Raw genomic sequence first — 19,618 nt, 5'->3', positions numbered from 1 at the left:
TGTCATCATGGCAGCGGCGGTGCCGCTGTCGTTCTTTGAAGGGTAACAGGAAAACGATCATGACAATGATCCAATGTATCTCGCCGGTAGATGGTTCGGTCTATGCCGAACGTCCTGCCAGTTCTCTGGAAGCTGCCAGCGAAGCGGTCGCCCGCTCGCGCCGGACGCAGAAGGATTGGGCCAAGCGCTCGCTGGAGGATCGCGTTCAACTGGTGATGAAGGGCGTCGCGCGCCTGAACGAGATGGTGGACGAGGTCGTGCCGGAACTGGCATGGCAGATGGGTCGCCCCATTCGCTATGGCGGCGAGTTCAAGGGTTTCAACGAGCGCTCGAACTATGTGGCAAGCGTGGCCGCAGAGGCGCTGGCGCCGATCGAGATCGAGAGCAGCGCCGCCTTTACGCGCCGCATAGAGCGCGAGCCGCATGGCGTCGTCTTCGTCATCGCGCCTTGGAACTACCCCTACATGACAGCAATCAACACGGTCGCTCCCGCGCTCATGGCTGGCAATACGGTCATCATCAAGCATGCGGCCCAGACGCTTCTGGTTGGTGAGCGCATGGTGCGCGCCTTTGTGGAAGCAGGCGTACCGGCTGATGTATTCCAGAACCTGTTCCTCGACCATGCAACAAGCGAGAAGCTGATTGCCGCCGGTTCGTTCAACTTCATCAATTTCACCGGCTCTGTCGCAGGTGGCCGTGCGGTGGAGAAAGCCGCCGCCGGAACCTTTACCGGCATGGGGCTGGAGCTGGGCGGAAAGGATCCGGGCTATGTCATGGAAGACGCGGATCTGGACGCGGCTGTCGATACGTTGATGGATGGCGCGACCTTCAATTCCGGCCAGTGCTGCTGCGGCATCGAGCGCATCTACGTGCATGAGAGCCTCTACGACGCCTTTGTCGAAAAGTCCGTAGCCTGGGTTTCCAACTACAAGCTTGGCAATCCGCTGGACAAGGAAACCTCGCTCGGGCCAATGGCCAATGTGCGCTTTGCCAAAACCGTACGCCAGCAGGTGGCGGATGCAGTTGCCAAGGGTGCAAAGGCGCTGGTCGATCCGAAGCTGTTCCCGCAGGATGATGGCGGTGCCTATCTGATGCCGCAGATCCTGGTGGACGTGGACCACTCCATGGAATTCATGCGCGAGGAAACATTCGGTCCCGCCGTCGGCATCATGAAGGTGAAGAGCGATGCTGAAGCGGTCGACCTGATGAATGATTGCAAATACGGGCTCACCGTTTCGCTCTGGACCAAGGATGAGGAACGCGCTTCCCGCATCGGCACCGAAATCGAAACCGGCACGGTCTTCATGAACCGTTGCGATTATCTCGATCCGGCACTGGTCTGGACGGGCGTGAAGGAAACCGGACGGGGCGGCTCGCTCTCCGTTCTTGGTTTCCACAACCTGACCCGTCCGAAGTCCTATCACCTCAAGAAAGCCTGAGACGCCATGAACATCACCGCAAACTGGAGCTACCCGACCGCCGTCAAGCTTGGCCGTGGCCGCATCAAGGAACTGGCGGACGCCTGCAAATCGCTGGGCATGAAGAATCCGCTGCTGATAACCGACCGTGGTCTTGCCAATATGGCAATCACGCAAGGGGCGCTGGATGTGCTGGAGGAGGCTGGCCTTGGCCGCGCCATCTTCGCGGACGTCGATCCCAACCCGAATGAGAAGAACCTCGACGCGGGTATTAAAGCCTTCCGCGCTGGCGGGCATGATGGTGTCGTTGCTTTCGGCGGCGGCTCCGGCCTCGATCTTGGCAAGTGCGTTGCCTTCATGGTTGGGCAGGATCGCCCGGTCTGGGACTTCGAGGATATCGGTGATTGGTGGACACGCGCCAAGGTGGAAGGCATTGCGCCCATCGTTGCAGTTCCGACAACTGCGGGTACTGGTTCGGAAGTGGGCCGCGCTTCGGTCATCACCAACTCGGTCACGCACGTTAAGAAGATCATTTTCCACCCGAAGTTCCTGCCGGGTGTCGTGATCAGCGATCCGGAATTGACGGTCGGCATGCCGAAGGCAATCACGGCTGGAACCGGCATGGATGCTTTCGCCCATTGCCTGGAAGCCTATTGCTCGCCCTTCTTCCATCCCATGAGCCAGGGCATTGCGCTGGAGGGCATGCGGCTGGTGAAAGAGTTTCTGCCGCGCGCTTTCCATGAAGGCACGGATATCGAAGCCCGCACCAACATGATGGCGGCGGCTGCTATGGGTGCGGTCGCGTTCCAAAAGGGGTTGGGGGCCATCCATGCGCTGTCTCATCCGATCGGTGCCGTTTACAATACGCATCATGGCATGACGAACGCCGTGGTAATGCCGCCTGTGCTGAAGTTCAACCGTGCAAAGATAGAGGGGAAGATCGAGCGCGCTGCCGCCTATCTCGGTATCGCGGGCGGATTCGACGGGTTCTATGACTACGTTCTGAAGCTGCGCACCGACCTTCACGTGCCCCAAAACCTGACGGCGATGGGTATTCACCCGGACCGAATCGACGAACTCGCCGCTATGGCTATTGAGGATCCGTCCTGCGGCGGTAACCCGGTGACGCTGACGCTGGAAAACACGAAGCAACTTTTCCGCGACTGCTTTTGAGATTTGACGATTATCAAACCTGTGGAGGTCCGGCTTATTACCGGGCCTCTTTTGCGTGCATTGCGCGCTGCCACCAATCCTAAGTTCTGTTAGGTAAAATTAACGGAGTATGAATTTACACATCGTTAACCCTGTTTAGAGAAACTTTGCATCAAGAGCACATGTTCCGGTGCTCGTTTGAGCGATGCGGCTCGATTACAGACGAGGATGCCGATTTATGCCCGTGATTTCTTTCGCGAATGCCAAGGGTGGGGCAGGCAAAACCACCGCAGCACTGCTACTGGCCACCGAACTCGCTCATCAGGGCTATCGTGTAACGTTGATCGATGCGGATCCTCAGCGCTGGATCAGCCAGTGGCATGAGTTGTCCGGTGCTGTCCGAAACATCTCCATCATTACGGAAGTATCTGTCGCGTCTCTGCAGTGTCATCTGCGCGAGATGGCGGGACAGACGGATTACTTCGTTATCGATCTTGCCGGGGCGCGCGATGCTCTAGTGACGACTGCGCTGGGTCTCTCTGATCACGTTTTCATTCCGGTGCAGGGTTCTGCTATGGATGCCAAGGGCGCAGCACAGATCCTCGACCTCCTGGCGCTAATGAAGGAAAAGGCGGGACACACCGTGGCCCATTCCGTGGTGCTGACCCGCGTCACGCCCATGGTCACGACGCGCTCGCTTCTCGCGATCAAGGGCCTGCTGGCTCAGCGCGGTGTGAACGTGCTGAACACGCCGATTGGCGAACGCACGGCCTTCCGCGAATTGTTCGAAGTTGGCGGCACGCTCTATTCGCTGGATGCGGCCAAGGTTTCAAATCTCGACAAGGCGCGCGACAATATTCGCGCTCTGGCCGATGAGGTGAAGCGCCTGATGCCCATGCGCATCGTTCGCTCCGGCGTGGGGCGTGTGCTGAACTTCAATCGTTCAGCCGCTTGATTGAGGCAATGGCCGAAAAGATAAGGGGCGCCGCAGCGCCCCTTCGCATGTCAGCAGGTACGGAAGTCAATCCACGAATTCCACCACGGTCCCCTGCTTCACCATTTTGGCAAGCTCGGTCGCATCCCAGTTGGTCAGGCGGATACAGCCGTGGCTGTTTGTCTTGCCGATCTTGGATGGTTCTGGCGTTCCGTGAATGCCGTAGGTGGGCTTGGAAAGTGCAATCCAGACCGTACCGACCGGCCCGTTCGGACCCGGCGGGATCTGCAGGATCTTATCGTTATTGCCCTGCTTGAAGTTGATTTTCGGGTTGTAGGTATAGCCCGGGTTTAGCGCAATGCGCTCCACCGTGTGGGTGCCGCTGGGGGAGGGCGTGTCTGACGAACCGATGGTTGCCGGATAGGCGGCGATCAGGCGGCCATCCGCGCCATAGGCAAAGACCTGCTTCTTGGCCTTGTTGGCAACGACGCGCACCACTTCGCCGGTTTTCGGCTGACCCGGATTGATGACCTTGATGATCGAGCCGGGCACGGAAAAATCGACACCCGGGTTCAGCGACTTCAGGTATTCCTCATCCATGTGAAAGCGTTCCGCGAGCGCCTCCGTCACGGATGTGAAGGACATGGCTGGAAGCTGCGCCTTGTGGGCATAATCATCCGGGATGGACGCAACATAAGGGCCCGCCGCATCGGCTGCCGTAATCGTGTAGTCCACGATTGGGAGCCCGCCCTCATAGGTCAGGCGCTGCATGATGTCTTCGGAATTATTCGGATCGAGCGTCTCGCCGGTCATTTCCTGCCAGGCGGCGACAGCCTTGTTGACGTTGTCGCCCAGATGACCGTCTATAACGCCGGGAGAAATGCCCTGCCGGTCAAGGAACACCTGAAGGGCAGCAATCTCCGCCTGCGGCTTCTTGGTCACGGCGATGATGGGCTTGTTGCTCGACGGGGCAATGTTAGGCTGCGGAAGCGCGCGCTGCGGCTCTATGCTGGCGTCTTCCTGGCCATCGTCCATGATCGCGCCATCGGCATCCAGCGGCAGGCGATCAATGGATGCATCACGGGGAATGGAACCTGTCACCTCTCCGGGCTCACCCGGTCGGTACTGGCGGTAATCCTGATAGTCGCCACCGCGCGCGCTCTGGCCGTAACGATCGTTGTAGCGCGGAGCGTAGGGGTCCTGCCGGCCATAGCCGCCGGCGGATGGATCATAGCGATTGCCGCCGTAGGTATCGTTGCGCATCTCGGTAGCAACGAGATTGCCCCAGTGATCAAGATAGACACGACGGCCCATATTGTCTCGGCTGATCACGACATCGCGGCTATCTGGCGTGTAATCCAGGATGGCGCCATCGGGAGCGACCAGCACGACGTTGGAGGGCGAACGCACGTAGCGTGTTTGCGCAAGGGCAGGGGATGCCACCTGCACACTGACGAGGGCTGCAATGCCAAGGCTTGTCACAAATAAGCGCTTCACGATATCACCGTTAGAGAACACGAATGGAAACGGCGAATCCGCCGTCGCGTTCCACCCCACCTTACCGACTTTTGTCAGACAGGCCGATTTTGACGCAAGTGTGGAAAAGATAAAAATTCAGGGTGAACACGAGCTTAACGTGAACATTTTATTAGCCTGTGAACAAATCACAGGTCTGGGAGGCGAATGTGAAGCAATTTTCTGCGGGCCGTGGGCCGATCATCCATCTCGATCCGACAAGCGTTATGGATGTCGGCAGCTGTATTGTCGCCAATACCGACATCGCACCCGGACGCGCCATTCCCGACGATGGAGATGCACGCATCGACCATTCGCTCGAAGGGTTTCTGTTCACCTGCGGGCCTGATCATATCCGCCACCCTGTTCCGATCGATGGCGATGCTTCGGGTAAGCGCTATCCGTTGCACGGATCCTTCTCCTCCCATCCGGCTGAAATCCTGTTCTGGGATGCGCAGGGAGACGAGGCGGAATGCACGGCGCGCATTCCGGTTCAAACCGCCGATGGCGGCTCTGTCGTTCTCGACCGTCACTGGCGGATGAATGGCGCGACGGGTGAGGTCTGCCTTTCCGACAAGGTTACCAATGTTGGCGAAAAGCCCATCGCCAAGGTGCATATGTACCATATGAACATCGGGGCCTGGCTCTTCGATGACAATGTCAGGCTCAATGGCCAGATGCTGGAGGGCGGTGGCTTTCCATGGAATTTCGGGGACGATCCGGGCGGGGTGTTCTGCGTACCGGCCCGTGCTGACGGGGAGGATTGGGCAGAGGTGTCGCTCGGCCCGATTGCCAGCCTTGGCGGCGTGACGCTGCGTGTAAAGTTTCTGACCAGCACGCTTCCCTATCTGCAGGTGTGGAGAAATCAGAAGCAACCGGCGCATGTGCTGGGCATCGAGCCCGTGTCGCATCGTCTGGCAAGCCGCGAAGAATTGGCCCGCTCAGGAGAACTGGAGATGCTGAAGCCGGGTGAAAGCGCAGACTACGCGCTTCGCTTCAGTTTCGTTTGAACTGGTACCGCGATTGACGGGGGCGAGCCTGCGTCGTAATTGAAAGCCCAACATTTTCCAAGCCGGAGGCTGAACCATGGATATCCGCCAGATCAACGACGAGTATTCCGTCACAGGGCAGATTCTTCCCAGCGATCTCGACCAGATCAAGGCTCTGGGTTTCAAATCCATCGTCTGCAATCGCCCGGATGAGGAAGAGCCTGGGCAGCCTTCCTTTGCGGAGATTGCGGCGCGCGCCAAGGAGCTTGGCCTCGACATTGCGCATGTGCCGGTCGGTCGGATGGGTGCCGATGCGGAGGCCGTAAAGGGCATGGTGGATGCGCTGGATGAGTTTCCGCGCCCCATGCTGGGTTACTGCCGCTCCGGCGCACGCTCGACCGCGATCTACGAGAAGAGCCTGCATCTGCGCGGCTGATTTTCAATTCAAGACTTTCTACAAGCTCAATCCATTGAGGAGCATATTATGAGCATCAAGCGTATCGAACCCGGCAAGCGCATGAGCGGCGCCGTCGTTCACGGCAACACGGTATATCTGGCTGGCCAGGTTGGTGAAGGCGCAAGCGTCACCGAGCAGTCCAAGTCGGCTCTGGCTGAAGTTGACCGCCTGCTGGCTGCTGCCGGTTCGGACAAGTCCAAGATTCTTCAGACGATCATCTATCTGTCGGATATGTCCACCTTCGGTGAAATGAACGCCGTCTGGGAAAGCTGGATCGACCCGGCGAACCCGCCGGCCCGCGCAACGAGCGAAGCTGCTCTTGCCACGCCGGACTACAAGGTCGAGTTTATCGTCACAGCTGCGCTGTAATCAGCGCCTGACATTTTGATTCAAAGGCCCGGTGGATCGGCTTGATCCGCCGGACTTTTTCGTGATTCAGGACTGCCTATCTAGCAGAAGTCCTTCCGCGAGAGCTTTAAACGCGTCGATTGCCTGTGACAGCGAAGCCTGCGGATTTTCTTTGGCTGCGACCCACATGGCGGCGTTGAAAGCTGCGCCGCTGAGCAGGCGAGAAGCTGCTTCCGGATCGACCGGCCGCAGGATTCCTTTCGCGATCAAGCTCTCAACCGTGCGAAGCGTTTCTGCCAGACAACTGCTCTGGCTTGGCCAACGAGACGGATCACCTAATACAGCCGGTCCATCACGCAGCACGATCTGCTGAACTTCCGGTTCCAGAGCCATCTCGATGTAAGCCTTCGCCTCCAGAAGCATCGCATCCCAGTCATCTTGCGCGGATAATGCACGCATCTTCGCTTTGGCGGCCATTTCTGAATCGATCTGATCCACGACGGCGGCCAGAAGCCCCCGTTTGTCGCCGAAGCTGTGGTAGAGAGCGCCGCGTGTAAGGCCTGCTTCGGCGGTCAATTCATCCATGGAAGCCTCGGCATAGCCCTTTTCCGCAAAGGCCTTCCGCGCTGACGCAAGCAGCTTTTTCCGGTTTTCTTCGGCTTTCTCAACGCGTGTTGCTGACATCCATCCTCTCTCACATACGCTGCGTATCTGAATTGACATACGTTGCGTATGTAATTATCTTCTCACATACGAAGCGTATTTGAGGCGCTTGAAAATCGCAAGGAGTATGAGATGAGTCGACGCGAAGCTGTTTTCCCGGCAGAACGCCATGCACTGTATGAAAAGCATGGGTATTCCGCCGCCATCCGGTCCGGCGATTTACTGTTTGTCTCCGGACAGGTTGGAAGCCGCGCTGATGGTTCGCCGGAGCCAGACTTCGAAGCTCAGGTCCGTCAGGCCTTCGCCAATCTTTCTGCGGTCCTGAAGGCAGGCGGTTGCAGTATCGATGATATTGTGGATGTCACGACATTTCATACGGACCCTGAAAACCAGTTTCCGACCATCATGTCCGTCAAGCAGGAAATATTTCCGACAAAGCCCCATCCAAACTGGACTGCCGTTGGCGTGAACTGGCTGGCAGGGTTTGATTTCGAGATCAAGGTCATCGCCCGCATTCCGGGCGACAACTGAGCCTGTCGGGCTGCGGCATTCGCAAATGCCGCAGCCACTGACCCATCAGGCTTTGTTTCTGATCTGCGTCAGCGTGCGCGTCGGCGTGATGGCTTCGGGCGACAGCATGACCTCGATGATGGCGGGCTTGCCGCTTGCGCGGGCCCGTTCGAAGGCCGGACCGAATTCATCGGTCTTCGAGACCCGCTCGCCATGGCCGCCATAGGCTTGCGCAAAAGCGACGAAATCCGGGTTGACGAGATCGGTGCCGCTGACACGGCCCGGGTAATCGCGTTCCTGATGCATGCGGATGGTGCCATAGGTGCCGTTGTTGACCAGCACGGTGATGATCGGCAGACCATAGCGCACCGCGGTGATGAATTCTTGGCCGTGCATCATGAAGCAGCCGTCACCTGCAAAGCAGATGACTTCGCGTTCCGGGAACAGTGCCTTGGCAGCAACAGCGGCGGGCAGGCCATAGCCCATGGAGCCGGAGGTCGGGGCCGATTGCGTGTTGTAAGCCTGGAAACGGTGGAAGCGATGCAGCCAGGTTGCGTAGTTGCCGGCGCCATTGGTGAAGACGGCCGTCTTCGGCACATTCCCCTCGATCCAGTTCATGATCGGGCCCATCTGCACATCGCCCGGGCCTGTTTCCGGCGGGGTGGACCAGCGTAGATAGGCATCATGCATGGTGGCGGTGCGCTCAGCCCAGGCAGGCTGTGCGGGCGCTTCCAGATCCTTGATGGCCGCCACGAACTCTGCCGGTCCTGCAACGATGGCGAGATCGGGGCGATAGATGCGGCCAAGCTCTTCCGGGTCGGGGAAGACGTGCACGATCTTCTGCGACGGGTAGGGGATGTCCAGCAGCGTATAGCCGGAGGAGGGCATTTCCGACATGCGGCTGCCGAGCAGCACGATGAGATCGGACTCCTTGATCTCTTTTGCCAGCGCCGGGTTGATGCCGATGCCGACATCGCCCGCGTAGGAGCCATGCGTGTGATCGAACAGCATCTGGCGGCGGAAGGAGCAGCCGACCGGCACACGGAACTTCTCAGCGAAAGCCCGGAAATCGGCGACCGCCTGTTCATTCCAGCGCGTGCCACCGATGATGAACATCGGGCGTTTCGCCTCATTCAGCATCTCTCCGAACGCCTTGACCTGCGATGCGCCGGGGTGGCTTTCCACCGGCGTGTAGGGCTTGGCTTCCGGCGCCTCGACGACATCGCGCAGCATGTCTTCCGGCAGGGTGAGCACCACAGGGCCGGGGCGACCGGACGTGGCGACCGCGAAGGCGCGGGTTATAAATTCCGGGATACGGCGTGCATCGTCGATCTCGCCAACCCATTTGGCGAATTCGGTGAAGGCGCGGCGATATTCCACTTCCTGAAAGGCTTCGCGTTCACGCGCATCGCGCTGAACCTGCCCGATGAAGAGGATCATCGGAATTGAATCCTGCATCGCGACGTGAAGGCCTGCAGAGGCATTGGTGGCGCCCGGGCCGCGTGTGACCATGCAGATGCCCGGTTCGCCTGTCAGGCGGCCCCAGCTATCGGCCATCATTGCCGCGCCGCCTTCCTGACGGCAGATCATCACCTCGACGCCGCTGTCATAGAGAGCGTCGAGAACAGCAAGGTAGCTCTCGCCCGGAACGCAGGAAACACGCTTGACGCCGTTGGCCTTCAGCGCATCGACAATAAGTTGGCCGCCGGTCTTCATGCCTGTTTCCTCTCCTGTTTCTTTGCCTCAAGCTCTGCGAGGACTTCATCTGTGTGTTCGCCAAGTGCTGGGCTTGGTCTGTGATAGGTCAGTGGAGTTTCGGACAGAATGATCGGTGTGCGCACGCCGGGAATGACCGTACCATCCTGCGCGGCCAGATCGATCTTCAAGTCGCGCGCCTTGATCTGCGGATCATCAAACATTTCGTCGATCGAGTTTATCGGGCCGGCGGGTACGGCATTTTCACCGCAGGCGGCCAGCAGGTCCGCTTTCGTCCATGTTTCCGTTTTGGCGATGACAGCGGCACGAACCGCTTCGCGGTTTGCCACGCGTGCCTTGTTGGTGGCAAAGCGCGCGTCTGCGCTCATCTCTTCGAGCCCCAGAATCTTGCAGAGCCGCGCGAACTGGCCGTCATTGCCAACAGCGAGAATGAGATGGCCGTCAGCAGTCGGAACCACTTCATAGGGGCTGATATTCGGGTGGGCATTGCCAAGCCGCACCGGCGCCTTGCCCGAAATGAGGTAGTTCATGTTCTGGTTGGCGAGGACTGCCGACATGACATCCAGAAGTGCCATGTCGACATGCTGGCCCTGGCCGGTCTTCAGCGTATGGATGAGGGCCGCCTGGATGGCCGTAACCGCATAGATGCCGGTGAAGATATCGGCAATGGCAACGCCTGCCTTCATGGGTTCGCCATCGGGCGTGCCGGTGATGGACATGAAGCCGGACATGCCCTGGACGATGTAGTCGTAACCCGCGAGGGCGGCATAAGGGCCGTTCTGACCGAAGCCTGTGATGGAGCAATAGACGAGCTTCGGGTTGATGGCCGTCAGACTTTCATAGTCGAGGCCGTATTTCTTCAGGCCGCCGAGCTTGAAGTTTTCGATGATGACATCGGCATCCCTTACCAGTTCCCGAACGATTTCCTGACCTTCCGGCGTGCTGAAATCCACTGCCACCGAGCGTTTGCCGCGATTGGTGGAGTGGTAATAGGCGGCAGAAAGGTTGTCGCCATTCACGCTTTCCACAAAAGGAGGCCCCCAGGCGCGTGTATCATCGCCGCCATTTGGATTTTCGACCTTGATGACATCTGCACCCAGATCAGCCAGCATCTGGCCCGCCCAGGGGCCTGCCAGAACGCGAGCGAGTTCAATGACGCGAATGCCGTGCAGAGGGGCGGCGTGGGGAGGTGAGGCAATCATGATGGGACGACAAGCTCCGCCTTGGCTGATGTTTCATCCATTCATAGCGGCGTCACGCGCAAACGACACTTGATTAAAAATCATGACATCATTCCAGTCGAAAGAGCTTGAATAGGTGCGGTCGGTCGAGAAAGCGTCGCAGACATCCAGTCGCTAAACTCCTGCATAGCCTCTTCGCGGCCGATTTCCTTCAGCGTCTCATGACGCATCAGTGGATAGATGCGTTTGTGGATATTCGTGAAGCCAGCCCGTGCGAGACGATGGGAGAGCCAGTCGATGGCTTTCGCCTTTTCCGTCGCGGGATCCTGTCCGCCTCCGACCAAGTGGAAGGGCATGGCTTTCGGCAGTCTGAATAGAAGGCTCGCCTCCGTGCCACGGAAGGTCAGCTCGAACACATCAAGCCACATGGATATGCTGATATCGAAGCCGCAAAGCGGATCGGCTTCGTAGGCTTCTACTTCGGAACGATCCCGGCTCAGCCAGTCTGCCTGACTTTGATAATCGGGCATGGATTTGCCCCAGGTGTCGAAGGTGAGCTTGGGCAAGATCAGGCTGGGGACATCCGAGCCCTTCAGCGCGCGTTCGGTCTTCAGAACCACTTGCGCCAGCCGCCCCATGGCGCCGACAGCGAAGTTGGTATTCCAGATGGCAACCCCGGAATAGGTGCGAGGGTGGCTGAGCGCCGTATTCAGGGCAATGAGCCCGCCCATGGAGTGGCCGAAAAGAAAAAGGGGTAGATCAGGATAGGCGGCTTTGGCGTGATCGGTAACGGCGGTTACATCGGCAATCACTTTGCCAACACCATCCCCCTTGGCGAAACGGCCGATAGGAGCATCGGCGGCCTTGGTATGCCCATGCCCACGATGATCATGCGCATAAACAGCAAAACCCTGTTGCGCCATGGCGTGCGCAAATTGCTCATAGCGTCCTGAATGTTCGGCCAGTCCGTGGCAAATTTGAAGCACGCCTTTGGGTTCGCCAACAGCCTGTTGATGCCGGAGCGCCAGATCTGCGCTCGTTCCGCTTTTCAGCCGCTCGATCGATTCGAACATGAATGTGCTCTCTCCTCGCCGTCTTCCTGACTGTGAAACCAGTTGTGACGGGAGTGCGTTCGGAAGGCAACGGGCATGTTTCGCACCAATCGGCCAAGCGTTTCGTAGAGAGCAGTTTGGGGCACCTGCGTCGCTGTACCTTTGGCTGTTGCCCCTCAGGCCCATTTCGCTTACATAGCGGGCACTTTTCCCACACTGGCGCCGGAGCGATTGTCCCTATGGCACGTCAATTCATTTATCACATGGCTGGCCTCAACAAGGCCTACGGCAACAAGAAGATACTTGAGAACATTCATCTCTCTTTCTATCCGGACGCCAAGATCGGTATCCTCGGCCCCAACGGCGCGGGTAAGTCCACGGTTCTCAAGATCATGGCCGGTCTCGACAAGGAGTGGACGGGCGAAGCATGGCTGGCTGACGGCGCCACTCTTGGCTATTTGCCGCAGGAGCCGCAACTCGACCCGACCAAGACCGTGTTCGAGAATGTGATGGAAGGCGTTGCCGACAAGACGGCGATCCTCAACCGCTATAACGAACTGATGATGAACTATTCCGACGAAACGGCGGAAGAGGGCGCGAAGCTTCAGGACATCATCGACAGCCAGAATCTCTGGGATCTCGAAAGCCAGGTGGAAATGGCCATGGATGCCCTGCGTTGCCCTCCGGGCGATGCATCGGTCGATAACCTCTCCGGTGGTGAAAAGCGCCGCGTCGCGCTCTGCCAGCTCCTGCTGCGCAAGCCAGACCTGCTGCTGCTCGACGAACCGACCAACCACCTGGACGCCGAGACGATCGCTTGGCTTGAAAAGCACCTGCGCGAGTATCCGGGCGCCATCCTGATGGTTACCCACGATCGCTACTTCCTCGACAATGTCACGGGCTGGATTCTTGAACTCGACCGTGGTCGCGGCATCCCCTACGAAGGCAACTATTCCGCCTACCTCAATGCCAAGGCAAAGCGCCTTGCACAGGAAGAGCGCGAGGAAGGCAGCCGTCAGAAGGCCCTTTCCCGCGAGCAGGAGTGGATTGCATCGTCGCCAAAGGCGCGTCAGGCAAAGTCCAAGGCCCGTATCCGTGCCTATGACGAACTGGTGGCAGCAGCGGAAAATCGTCGTCCCGGCGAAGCGCAAATCATCATTCCGGTCGGCGAGCGCCTGGGTCAGGTCGTCATCGAGGCGGAAAACATCTCGAAATCCTACGACGGTCGCGTTCTGTTCGAAAACCTGTCGTTCAAGCTGCCGCCGGGCGGCATTGTTGGTGTCATCGGTCCGAACGGTGCCGGTAAGTCGACGCTGTTCCGCATCATCACCGGTCAGGAAACGCCGGATTCCGGCGATATCCGCATCGGCGAAACGGTGCATCTCGGCTATGTCGACCAGAGCCGCGACTCGCTCGACGGTTCCAAGAATGTCTGGGAAGAAATCTCGGGCGGCAACGACATCATCAAGCTCGGCAAGTACGAGATGAATTCTCGCGCCTATTGCGGTGCCTTCAACTTCAAGGGTGGTGATCAGCAGCAGAAGGTCGGCAACCTTTCCGGTGGTCAGCGCAACCGCGTGCACCTTGCCAAGATGCTGAAGGCTGGCGGCAACGTTCTTCTGCTCGACGAACCGACCAACGACCTCGACACCGAAACGCTGGGTGCGCTGGAAGACGCGCTTGAAAACTTCGCGGGCTGCGCTGTCATCATCAGCCACGATCGCATGTTCCTTGACCGTCTTGCGACCCATATTCTCGCATTCGAAGGCGATAGCCATGTAGAATGGTTCGAAGGTAACTTCGAGGATTACGAGCAGGACAAGATCCGTCGTCTGGGTGCAGATTCGGTCAATCCAAAGCGCGTGACCTACAAGCGTCTAACGCGTTGAGACTGTGGCGTTGATGACGGCTTGACCGGTTGCTCTGTGGCCTCAAGCCTTACGCGGATAGGACGATACAAGGCCCGGAAGCCAGTTACGGTTTTCGGGCCTTGGCTTGCCGGGGTGCGTCTTCCCTTTGCATGCTGTCGATTTTGACTTGTCATCTGCATGGATGTCACATAAAGATATCTTTATATCTTGATTGTGGTGGATGCGTAATGACCTTGGGTCTCGAAAAGCTGGTGGACGTGCTGAAGACGACGGGTGAAACCACCCGCTTTCGTCTCCTCGTCCTGCTTTCGGCAGGGGATCTGACGGTTAGCGATATGACCGATATTCTGGGGCAGTCGCAACCACGCATTTCGCGCCATCTGAAGCTGCTGTCGGAAGAGGGGCTTATCGAGCGCTATCAGGAAGGCGCATGGGCGTTTTTCCGGTTGAGCCACGAAGGGGAGGCGGCAGCTGTGGTTCGCCAACTGCTGGGGGCCGTCGATCTGTCGGATCCGGTTCTGGTGCGGGATGGCGAGCGGCTTTCGGATGTAAAGCGGGAAAGAGCCGCGAGAGCGCAGGCCTATTTCAGCCGAAACGCCGCCGAATGGGACGAATTGCGCCGCCTGCACGTAAGTGATGAGCAGGTGGAGAAGGCGCTGGCGAGCCTGATCGGTGACGCGCAGATCGATTATCTGCTCGATCTCGGTACAGGCACCGGCTGGGTTCTTCAGCAGCTTCAGGCACATTATCGCCGCGCCGTCGGAATTGATGCCAGCCGCGACATGTTGGCTGTTGCACGCGCCAATCTCGATCGGGCGGGTATTCTGAAGGCCTCGGTTCGCCACGGCGATATCTTCAACCTGCCAGCGGAAGCGGGCGATTGTGACCTCGTAACCGTCCATCAGGTTCTGCACTTTCTGGATCAACCCGAAAAGGCCGTGGCAGAAGCGGCGCGCGTTCTACGGCGCGACGGTCGTCTGTTAATCGTGGATCTGGCACCGCATACGCTGGACTATCTGCGCGAGGATCATGCCCATGTTCGGCTCGGTTTCTCGCACCAGACGATTCAGGAGTGGCTGGAAAAAGCAGGTCTGGTCGTCGAAGACATCCTGGACCTCAAGCCGGTGGCGACCAAAGGTACGCCTGCGTTGACGGTGACGATCTGGCTCGCACGTGCCGCTAGCGGCGCAGAACCGGCCACGTCCTCAAAAACCTATGACATACTGCAATCGGAAGCCGCCCTATGACACATCCGGTCCGTCCCTCGCATGAGTTTCGCCTGTCTTACGAATTCTTTCCGCCGAAATCGCCGGAAATGGAAGAGCAGCTTTGGCAGGCTGTGGATCACTTGGCGCTTTTCGAGCCTGAATTTGTATCGGTCACTTATGGTGCAGGTGGGACGACCAAAAGGCCTACTTTCGCGACGGTCGAGCGCCTCATTTCGAAAACGGATCTGCCAACCGCCTCGCATCTGACCTGTGTCGATGCAGACCGTGATGAGACGCATGAGGTGATCACCGAGCTTCGGGCAATGGGCGTTAAACATATCGTTGCTCTGCGGGGCGATCCGTCCAGCGGCGTGGGCACGGCCTATGTGCCTCATCCGCATGGTTATGAAAATGCGGCAGCGCTTGTCGCGGCCCTGAAGGCGGAAGGTGATTTCGAAATCTCCGTATCGGCCTATCCGGAAAAGCACCCGGAAAGCCGGGACGTTAAGGCCGATATCGAGATGCTGAAGCGGAAGGCGGATGCAGGTGCGGATCGCGCGCTGACGCAGTTCTTCTTCGATAATGATGTGTTCGAGCGCTATCTGGAGCAGGTACGCAAAGCGGGGATTTCGATCCCGGTCGTACCTGGCATCATGCCAATCCAGAACCTGACGCAGCTCAAGCGCTTTGCCAGCCGCTGCGGTGCCGGTATTCCGGCCTTCCTCGATGCTCGCTTCGAGGGTCTGGACGACAAGCCGGAAGAGCGCGCCAAGGTGGCCGCCGAAGTTGCTGCTGAACAGATCCAGGATCTTATGCGCCGCGGTCTGGACGAGTTTCACCTCTATACGATGAACCGCTCCCCGCTCGTTTCCGCGGTTCTGACTAATCTTGGAAGATTGCCAAAACAAAAGGCTCAAACCGGCGCGGCGGCTTGAGCCTTCCTAAGGGCGAGGTTCGGTCAAGGCTTGGCCTTGATTTTCCTCGAATGCACTGCTGTGAACGCAGAAACTAATTTCGGGTAGTCACCAACTTCAGGTAGCCATGGGCCCGAAGGCCGGCTTCTGTATCCGAAAGTGCAGGCCTGCAACAGCCTACCGACAATTCACATAAATAGCATCGACGCCACGAATACGAACGCTGCACCGACGAGAAGGACATTGAAGGAATAGGTGCGTCCCATGTCTGCCTCCTTGGTTTTACGAGTCAAAGATGGGGCATTTGTGTTGAGTTTCAAAGTAAATAATGTGCTGCAATGCGGCGTGAACGACAGGTTAAGACCCTGATTAAACGTATCAACAGCTTGATTTTGCTTTATAAAATTCGTTAGCAATTTTGATGTATAAAGCGTTTATCCTCGTGTCCGCGCTGTAAAAAATCGTCACAATTCGTGACGCCTGCTGCGCTGCAAGATCACGAATTGAGTGAAAATCAGGGCTACTCAAGCCAGAACATTCAGCGGCCCGACGAATTTCAAAGTGCGTCGAGCAGAGATTGAGTCGGCCAGCCATCCGCCGGCAGGCCCAGGCGCTGTTGTTCTTTTTGAACCGCCACGCGAGTGCCGGATCCGAGAATGCCGTCGATCTTGCCGACGTCATGACCACGGGCCTGGAGTTTCGTCTGCAGTGCCTTCATCGTTGCATCATCCATGCCCGGTTCCGGGTTGCCCTTGATGTAGGTTGGGGCGCCCGAGAGGCGCGTGGCGAAATAGGCAGCAGAAGTCGTGTAGATAAACGACTGGTTCCATTTCAGGTAGATGCCGAAGTTGGGATAGGCAAGGAAAGCCGGTCCTTTGCGTCCCTGCGGCAGGACAAGCGCTGTCGAAAGATTGCCGAACTTCGTATCCCCATCACGTGGCTTGACGCCAAGCGCAAACCATTCCGAGGCCGGGATTTCATTTCCGAGGCCGGACTTTTCCCAAGGCAGATTTTCGGGCAGTTCAACTTCCTGCAGCCAGGGTTCGCCCGCCTTGAAGCCCATGCCCTTGATGAAGGCAGCAGCAGTCAGCACGGCATCGGCGGAACTGGTCTTGACGTTGATATGACCATCGCCGTCTCCATCGACTCCATAATGGATGATGTCGTCCGGCAACATCTGCACCTGACCGATCTCACCTGCCCAAGCGCCTGTGTTGGCCGCCGGGTCAAGATCGCCGTGCTGCACCATCTCGATGAGGGCGATCAACTGCTTGCGGAAGATCTCGGGACGACGGCAGTCGTGAGAGAGGGTGACGAGAGCGTTGCGTGTGTTGAAGTCGCCCTGAACGGCGCCAAAGTCTGTTTCCATGGCCCAGAAAGCAGTGACAACGCCTGGCGCTACGCCGAATTCTTTCTCGACGCGATCAAAGACCGGTGCCATCTGCTTGAGTTTCTGACGCCCGATATCGAGGCGTGCCTGGCTGACAGTGCGCTGCGAGAATTCCAGGAAGGTCTGGCGGAAGACGCCCTGGGCACGGTCGCGCGCAAGAACCTTCGGGTCGATCTGGGCACCGGCGAGAGCCTTGTCGGCGGCTTCTGCCGGCACGCCCTTGGCGATCGCCTCAGCCTTAACGTCCTTCAGGAAGGCAGCCAGATCGCCGCCGCAGGCAACCGCAGGCTTTGCGTCCTGCGCCAGCGCAGTGGTGCCCATAAGAGCGGTAAGTGAAGCAGCAAATGCAGCACGGCGAAACATGGGAAAAGCCATTGGGAAACCTCGTACGGACAGTCTCCGCCATGTCGGTAATATTTGTGTCCAAACAAGGGCAGAGCGCAATTTGACCGCGTTACAACAGGTCACCGGTTGCAGTTCAAGCCCTTATTTCGAAACGGATGCCACCCAGGCATGCCAGTTCTTCTCGGAGCCCGAAAAGACATTGATATCCGTCTTGCCCTGAACACCCGGCACGACACCTGTAGAGGTGTACTGCCAGAAGGACCAGCGACGTGAGTCGTAGATCTTCTGCGGATGGGCAGCAACAGAGCGGACCCAGAAAGGATAGTTCTGGAAATGCCCGACGAGATTGTCGCGGTGGAAATCGACCGATGTGTAGATGATGGGTTTCTTGCCGTAATGCGCTTCCAGCCGATCCATGAAACGTTGCATGACCTTGCGAACAGTCTCCGGATCGGGACGCGTCTTGCAGGTTGGCGAGGCAGGGTTCCACTCCACGTCGATGACGGGTGGCAGAAGCGAAGCGCGCTTCGGCACATTCTGGATGAACCAGTCCGCCTGCTCATCCGGCGTGGAACAGAAGTAGTAGAAGTGATACGGCGAGTGCGGAATGCCGGCCGCCGACGCACCCTTCCAGTTCGCCTCGAAGGACGGATCGATCATGTCTTTGCCTTCTGTCGCCTTAATAAACGCGAAGGATACACCCGACCTTTTCGCGGTCTGCCAATCCACGTTGCCGTTCCACTTGGATACGTCGATGCCGTGTACCTGATGACGGTCCGGATGGTTGCTGCCGAAATCTTGCCGGTCCAGATCCTGAAACTTCGGCTTGCGGATCGCCGTCGTCTCCATCAGATCGAAGCTGGCGGATGTGCAGCCGGAAAGAAGGAGGGCTGTGGCCGCAAGGGCAAGCAAAATGCGAGACATGGGGTTCCGTCTGGTTCGCGCTCAGGATTTCGTCCGGCTTGCCGCGCAAGACAGAACAGTCACTACTAGGGTGAGGACTTGGGTCATGTTATTGAAATGGCACGATGAACGGGGAAAATATGCGAGGAGAGGTTCGATGGATGGGTTGGATACCCATCCGAGAGCCTCGACAAAGCAGATTGAAGCCGTTCGCGTGTCCTTCGGATGTGGCCGATCCGGCGATCTACGTCGTTGAAAAGCCTCGCCGATACTTTGGTATCGTCTGCGTTTTTCGCCTCGTATCTCATCCGGATCGCCTCACACCATTTCAACAAGATGACCCAAGTCCTCACCCTTATTAACCATAACGTCGTAAATTTTTCATGTGCGCAATAGGGCGCTCAAACCGGTTTATCAGAAACGCGGCGCCGAACGATGATGTGCCAGGCATAGCCCCGATACAAGCCTTCCACCATCATGTCCGCGCCGAAGCGGCCTAGTCTTTGCTCGACCGCCTCAGCCAGATTGGCACGCGGCGTGACATGGAAACGTTTCAGCCACGCCTGAAGCGCCTGGCGGGACCAGACGGGAAGATGCTCCTGCTGGCCGAAATCGATGATGTGAAGCGATCCGCCTGGCTTGAGCGCTGCGAGAGACGCTTCGAGTGAGGCTTCCCATTCGGGAATCATCGAAAGCGCATAGGAAATCAGGATGCGATCAAAGCCTGCATCTTCGCCGAATTCTGCTACGGAAAATCGGGCCGCGTCTGCGATCCGCAGTTGCGGTTTGTTCGCCAGATGCATGAAAGCCTTCGTGGTCGAGGCCAGCATCTCCGCCGATATATCGAGGCCGAAGAGGCGGGCTTGCGGATAGTGACGGTTCGCGAGAACGAGATTGCGGCCTGTGCCGCAACCGACCTCCAGGAGGCTGGCGTTTGAGGGGATCTGAAGCTGCTCGATCGCCCTGTCGCGGCCGAGCAGATAGTATTTGCGTGTCAGGTCATAGATGTGCCGTTGATAGCGATACATGCGATCCATGCGTTGCGCATGGTC

Annotated in this window: 18 protein-coding genes; 10 read left to right on the top strand and 8 right to left on the bottom strand. The window is 58.2% G+C overall.

What is annotated here, in order from left to right; all coding sequences use genetic code 11:
• Positions 1-59: 59 nt before the first annotated feature.
• From MUU53_RS11750 to MUU53_RS11740, 3 genes are all read left to right on the top strand, one after another.
• Complete coding sequence (locus tag MUU53_RS11750; protein WP_247261073.1) at positions 60-1,439, top strand: aldehyde dehydrogenase family protein; 1,380 nt, start codon at positions 60-62, stop codon at positions 1,437-1,439.
• A 6-nt stretch (positions 1,440-1,445) separates the two neighbouring features.
• The gene (locus MUU53_RS11745) at positions 1,446-2,591 is read left to right on the top strand and encodes an iron-containing alcohol dehydrogenase (protein WP_247261072.1); all 1,146 of its coding nucleotides are present in this window, start codon (positions 1,446-1,448) and stop codon (positions 2,589-2,591) included.
• A gap of 217 nt (positions 2,592-2,808) precedes the next feature.
• Positions 2,809-3,525 carry a ParA family protein gene (locus tag MUU53_RS11740; protein ID WP_247261071.1) on the top strand — a complete coding sequence of 239 codons (717 nt, stop codon included), beginning with the start codon at positions 2,809-2,811 and terminating at the stop codon, positions 3,523-3,525.
• A 66-nt stretch (positions 3,526-3,591) separates the two neighbouring features.
• On the opposite strand, the gene MUU53_RS11735 is transcribed toward MUU53_RS11740, so the two are convergent.
• Positions 3,592-5,001, bottom strand: coding sequence for a L,D-transpeptidase family protein (locus MUU53_RS11735; RefSeq protein WP_377307366.1), 1,410 nt, complete (start codon positions 4,999-5,001; stop codon positions 3,592-3,594).
• 188 nt (positions 5,002-5,189) lie between these two features.
• On the opposite strand from MUU53_RS11735, the gene MUU53_RS11730 reads away from it, so the two are divergent.
• From MUU53_RS11730 to MUU53_RS11720, 3 genes are all read left to right on the top strand, one after another.
• On the top strand, positions 5,190-6,029 hold the full coding sequence (locus MUU53_RS11730; protein WP_247261070.1) for a DUF4432 family protein: 840 nt from the start codon (positions 5,190-5,192) through the stop codon (positions 6,027-6,029).
• Between the two features lie 76 nt (positions 6,030-6,105).
• Positions 6,106-6,444 carry a protein tyrosine phosphatase family protein gene (locus MUU53_RS11725; protein WP_247261069.1) on the top strand — a complete coding sequence of 113 codons (339 nt, stop codon included), beginning with the start codon at positions 6,106-6,108 and terminating at the stop codon, positions 6,442-6,444.
• Positions 6,445-6,492: 48 nt separating this feature from the next.
• Positions 6,493-6,834, top strand: coding sequence for a RidA family protein (locus MUU53_RS11720; protein ID WP_062554116.1), 342 nt, complete (start codon positions 6,493-6,495; stop codon positions 6,832-6,834).
• A gap of 66 nt (positions 6,835-6,900) precedes the next feature.
• Here MUU53_RS11720 and MUU53_RS11715 read toward each other — a convergent pair whose 3' ends face one another.
• A complete protein-coding gene (locus MUU53_RS11715) occupies positions 6,901-7,497 on the bottom strand; it encodes a TetR/AcrR family transcriptional regulator (RefSeq protein ID WP_247261068.1) in 597 nt (198 codons plus the stop codon).
• Positions 7,498-7,608: 111 nt separating this feature from the next.
• Between MUU53_RS11715 and MUU53_RS11710 the strand changes: the two genes are divergently transcribed.
• The gene (locus MUU53_RS11710; RefSeq protein WP_247261067.1) at positions 7,609-8,007 is read left to right on the top strand and encodes a RidA family protein; all 399 of its coding nucleotides are present in this window, start codon (positions 7,609-7,611) and stop codon (positions 8,005-8,007) included.
• A gap of 45 nt (positions 8,008-8,052) precedes the next feature.
• Here the strand turns inward: MUU53_RS11710 and MUU53_RS11705 are convergent, their stop codons facing one another.
• From MUU53_RS11705 to MUU53_RS11695, 3 genes are all read right to left on the bottom strand, one after another.
• On the bottom strand, positions 8,053-9,702 hold the full coding sequence (locus MUU53_RS11705; RefSeq protein WP_247261066.1) for a thiamine pyrophosphate-binding protein: 1,650 nt from the start codon (positions 9,700-9,702) through the stop codon (positions 8,053-8,055).
• On the bottom strand, positions 9,699-10,904 hold the full coding sequence (caiB, locus tag MUU53_RS11700) for a succinate--glutarate CoA-transferase (protein WP_247261065.1): 1,206 nt from the start codon (positions 10,902-10,904) through the stop codon (positions 9,699-9,701). Before caiB ends, MUU53_RS11705 begins: the two co-directional genes overlap by 4 nt.
• An 80-nt stretch (positions 10,905-10,984) precedes the next feature.
• Positions 10,985-11,956: an alpha/beta hydrolase gene (locus tag MUU53_RS11695; RefSeq protein WP_247261064.1), complete on the bottom strand. Its 972-nt coding sequence runs from the start codon at positions 11,954-11,956 to the stop codon at positions 10,985-10,987.
• A 218-nt stretch (positions 11,957-12,174) separates the two neighbouring features.
• Here MUU53_RS11695 and ettA point away from each other — a divergent pair, with 218 nt between their 5' ends.
• The 3 genes from ettA (at position 12,175) to metF (ending at position 15,949) form a co-directional block, all read left to right on the top strand.
• Entirely contained in the window at positions 12,175-13,824 is a 1,650-nt protein-coding gene (ettA, locus tag MUU53_RS11690; protein ID WP_062554122.1) for an energy-dependent translational throttle protein EttA, read from the top strand.
• 209 nt (positions 13,825-14,033) lie between these two features.
• Positions 14,034-15,053, top strand: a complete 1,020-nt coding sequence (locus MUU53_RS11685; protein WP_247261063.1) for an ArsR/SmtB family transcription factor — start codon at positions 14,034-14,036, stop codon at positions 15,051-15,053.
• The gene (gene metF / locus MUU53_RS11680; RefSeq protein ID WP_247261062.1) at positions 15,050-15,949 is read left to right on the top strand and encodes a methylenetetrahydrofolate reductase [NAD(P)H]; all 900 of its coding nucleotides are present in this window, start codon (positions 15,050-15,052) and stop codon (positions 15,947-15,949) included. The genes MUU53_RS11685 and metF overlap by 4 nt, the downstream gene beginning before the upstream one ends.
• Positions 15,950-16,484: 535 nt before the next feature.
• Here the strand turns inward: metF and MUU53_RS11675 are convergent.
• From MUU53_RS11675 to MUU53_RS11665, 3 genes are all read right to left on the bottom strand, one after another.
• The gene (locus MUU53_RS11675) at positions 16,485-17,681 is read right to left on the bottom strand and encodes a lytic murein transglycosylase (RefSeq protein ID WP_377307368.1); all 1,197 of its coding nucleotides are present in this window, start codon (positions 17,679-17,681) and stop codon (positions 16,485-16,487) included.
• Between the two features lie 123 nt (positions 17,682-17,804).
• On the bottom strand, positions 17,805-18,587 hold the full coding sequence (locus tag MUU53_RS11670; protein WP_247261061.1) for a glycoside hydrolase family 25 protein: 783 nt from the start codon (positions 18,585-18,587) through the stop codon (positions 17,805-17,807).
• A 380-nt stretch (positions 18,588-18,967) separates the two neighbouring features.
• Positions 18,968-19,603 (bottom strand): class I SAM-dependent methyltransferase, encoded by a 636-nt coding sequence (locus MUU53_RS11665; RefSeq protein WP_247261080.1) that lies wholly within the window; start codon positions 19,601-19,603, stop codon positions 18,968-18,970.
• Positions 19,604-19,618: the final 15 nt, after the last annotated feature.

This window comes from Affinirhizobium lemnae (assembly GCF_022968395.1).
GTDB classification, from domain to species: domain Bacteria; phylum Pseudomonadota; class Alphaproteobacteria; order Rhizobiales; family Rhizobiaceae; genus Neorhizobium; species Neorhizobium lemnae.
The sequence above is the reverse complement of the archived record's forward strand: the minus strand, read 5'-3'. Positions and strand labels throughout refer to the sequence as shown.

Coding starts and splice junctions, on each gene's coding strand:
- MUU53_RS11750 (WP_247261073.1), top strand. CDS start 60: ATGACAATGATCCAATGTATCTCGCCGGTAGATGGTTCGGTCTATGCC.
- MUU53_RS11745 (WP_247261072.1), top strand. CDS start 1,446: ATGAACATCACCGCAAACTGGAGCTACCCGACCGCCGTCAAGCTTGGC.
- MUU53_RS11740 (WP_247261071.1), top strand. CDS start 2,809: ATGCCCGTGATTTCTTTCGCGAATGCCAAGGGTGGGGCAGGCAAAACC.
- MUU53_RS11725 (WP_247261069.1), top strand. CDS start 6,106: ATGGATATCCGCCAGATCAACGACGAGTATTCCGTCACAGGGCAGATT.
- MUU53_RS11720 (WP_062554116.1), top strand. CDS start 6,493: ATGAGCATCAAGCGTATCGAACCCGGCAAGCGCATGAGCGGCGCCGTC.
- MUU53_RS11715 (WP_247261068.1), bottom strand. CDS start 7,497: ATGTCAGCAACACGCGTTGAGAAAGCCGAAGAAAACCGGAAAAAGCTG.
- MUU53_RS11710 (WP_247261067.1), top strand. CDS start 7,609: ATGAGTCGACGCGAAGCTGTTTTCCCGGCAGAACGCCATGCACTGTAT.
- MUU53_RS11705 (WP_247261066.1), bottom strand. CDS start 9,702: ATGAAGACCGGCGGCCAACTTATTGTCGATGCGCTGAAGGCCAACGGC.
- caiB (WP_247261065.1), bottom strand. CDS start 10,904: ATGATTGCCTCACCTCCCCACGCCGCCCCTCTGCACGGCATTCGCGTC.
- MUU53_RS11695 (WP_247261064.1), bottom strand. CDS start 11,956: ATGTTCGAATCGATCGAGCGGCTGAAAAGCGGAACGAGCGCAGATCTG.
- ettA (WP_062554122.1), top strand. CDS start 12,175: ATGGCACGTCAATTCATTTATCACATGGCTGGCCTCAACAAGGCCTAC.
- MUU53_RS11685 (WP_247261063.1), top strand. CDS start 14,034: ATGACCTTGGGTCTCGAAAAGCTGGTGGACGTGCTGAAGACGACGGGT.
- metF (WP_247261062.1), top strand. CDS start 15,050: ATGACACATCCGGTCCGTCCCTCGCATGAGTTTCGCCTGTCTTACGAA.
- MUU53_RS11675 (WP_377307368.1), bottom strand. CDS start 17,681: ATGTTTCGCCGTGCTGCATTTGCTGCTTCACTTACCGCTCTTATGGGC.
- MUU53_RS11670 (WP_247261061.1), bottom strand. CDS start 18,587: ATGTCTCGCATTTTGCTTGCCCTTGCGGCCACAGCCCTCCTTCTTTCC.
- MUU53_RS11665 (WP_247261080.1), bottom strand. CDS start 19,603: ATGGATCGCATGTATCGCTATCAACGGCACATCTATGACCTGACACGC.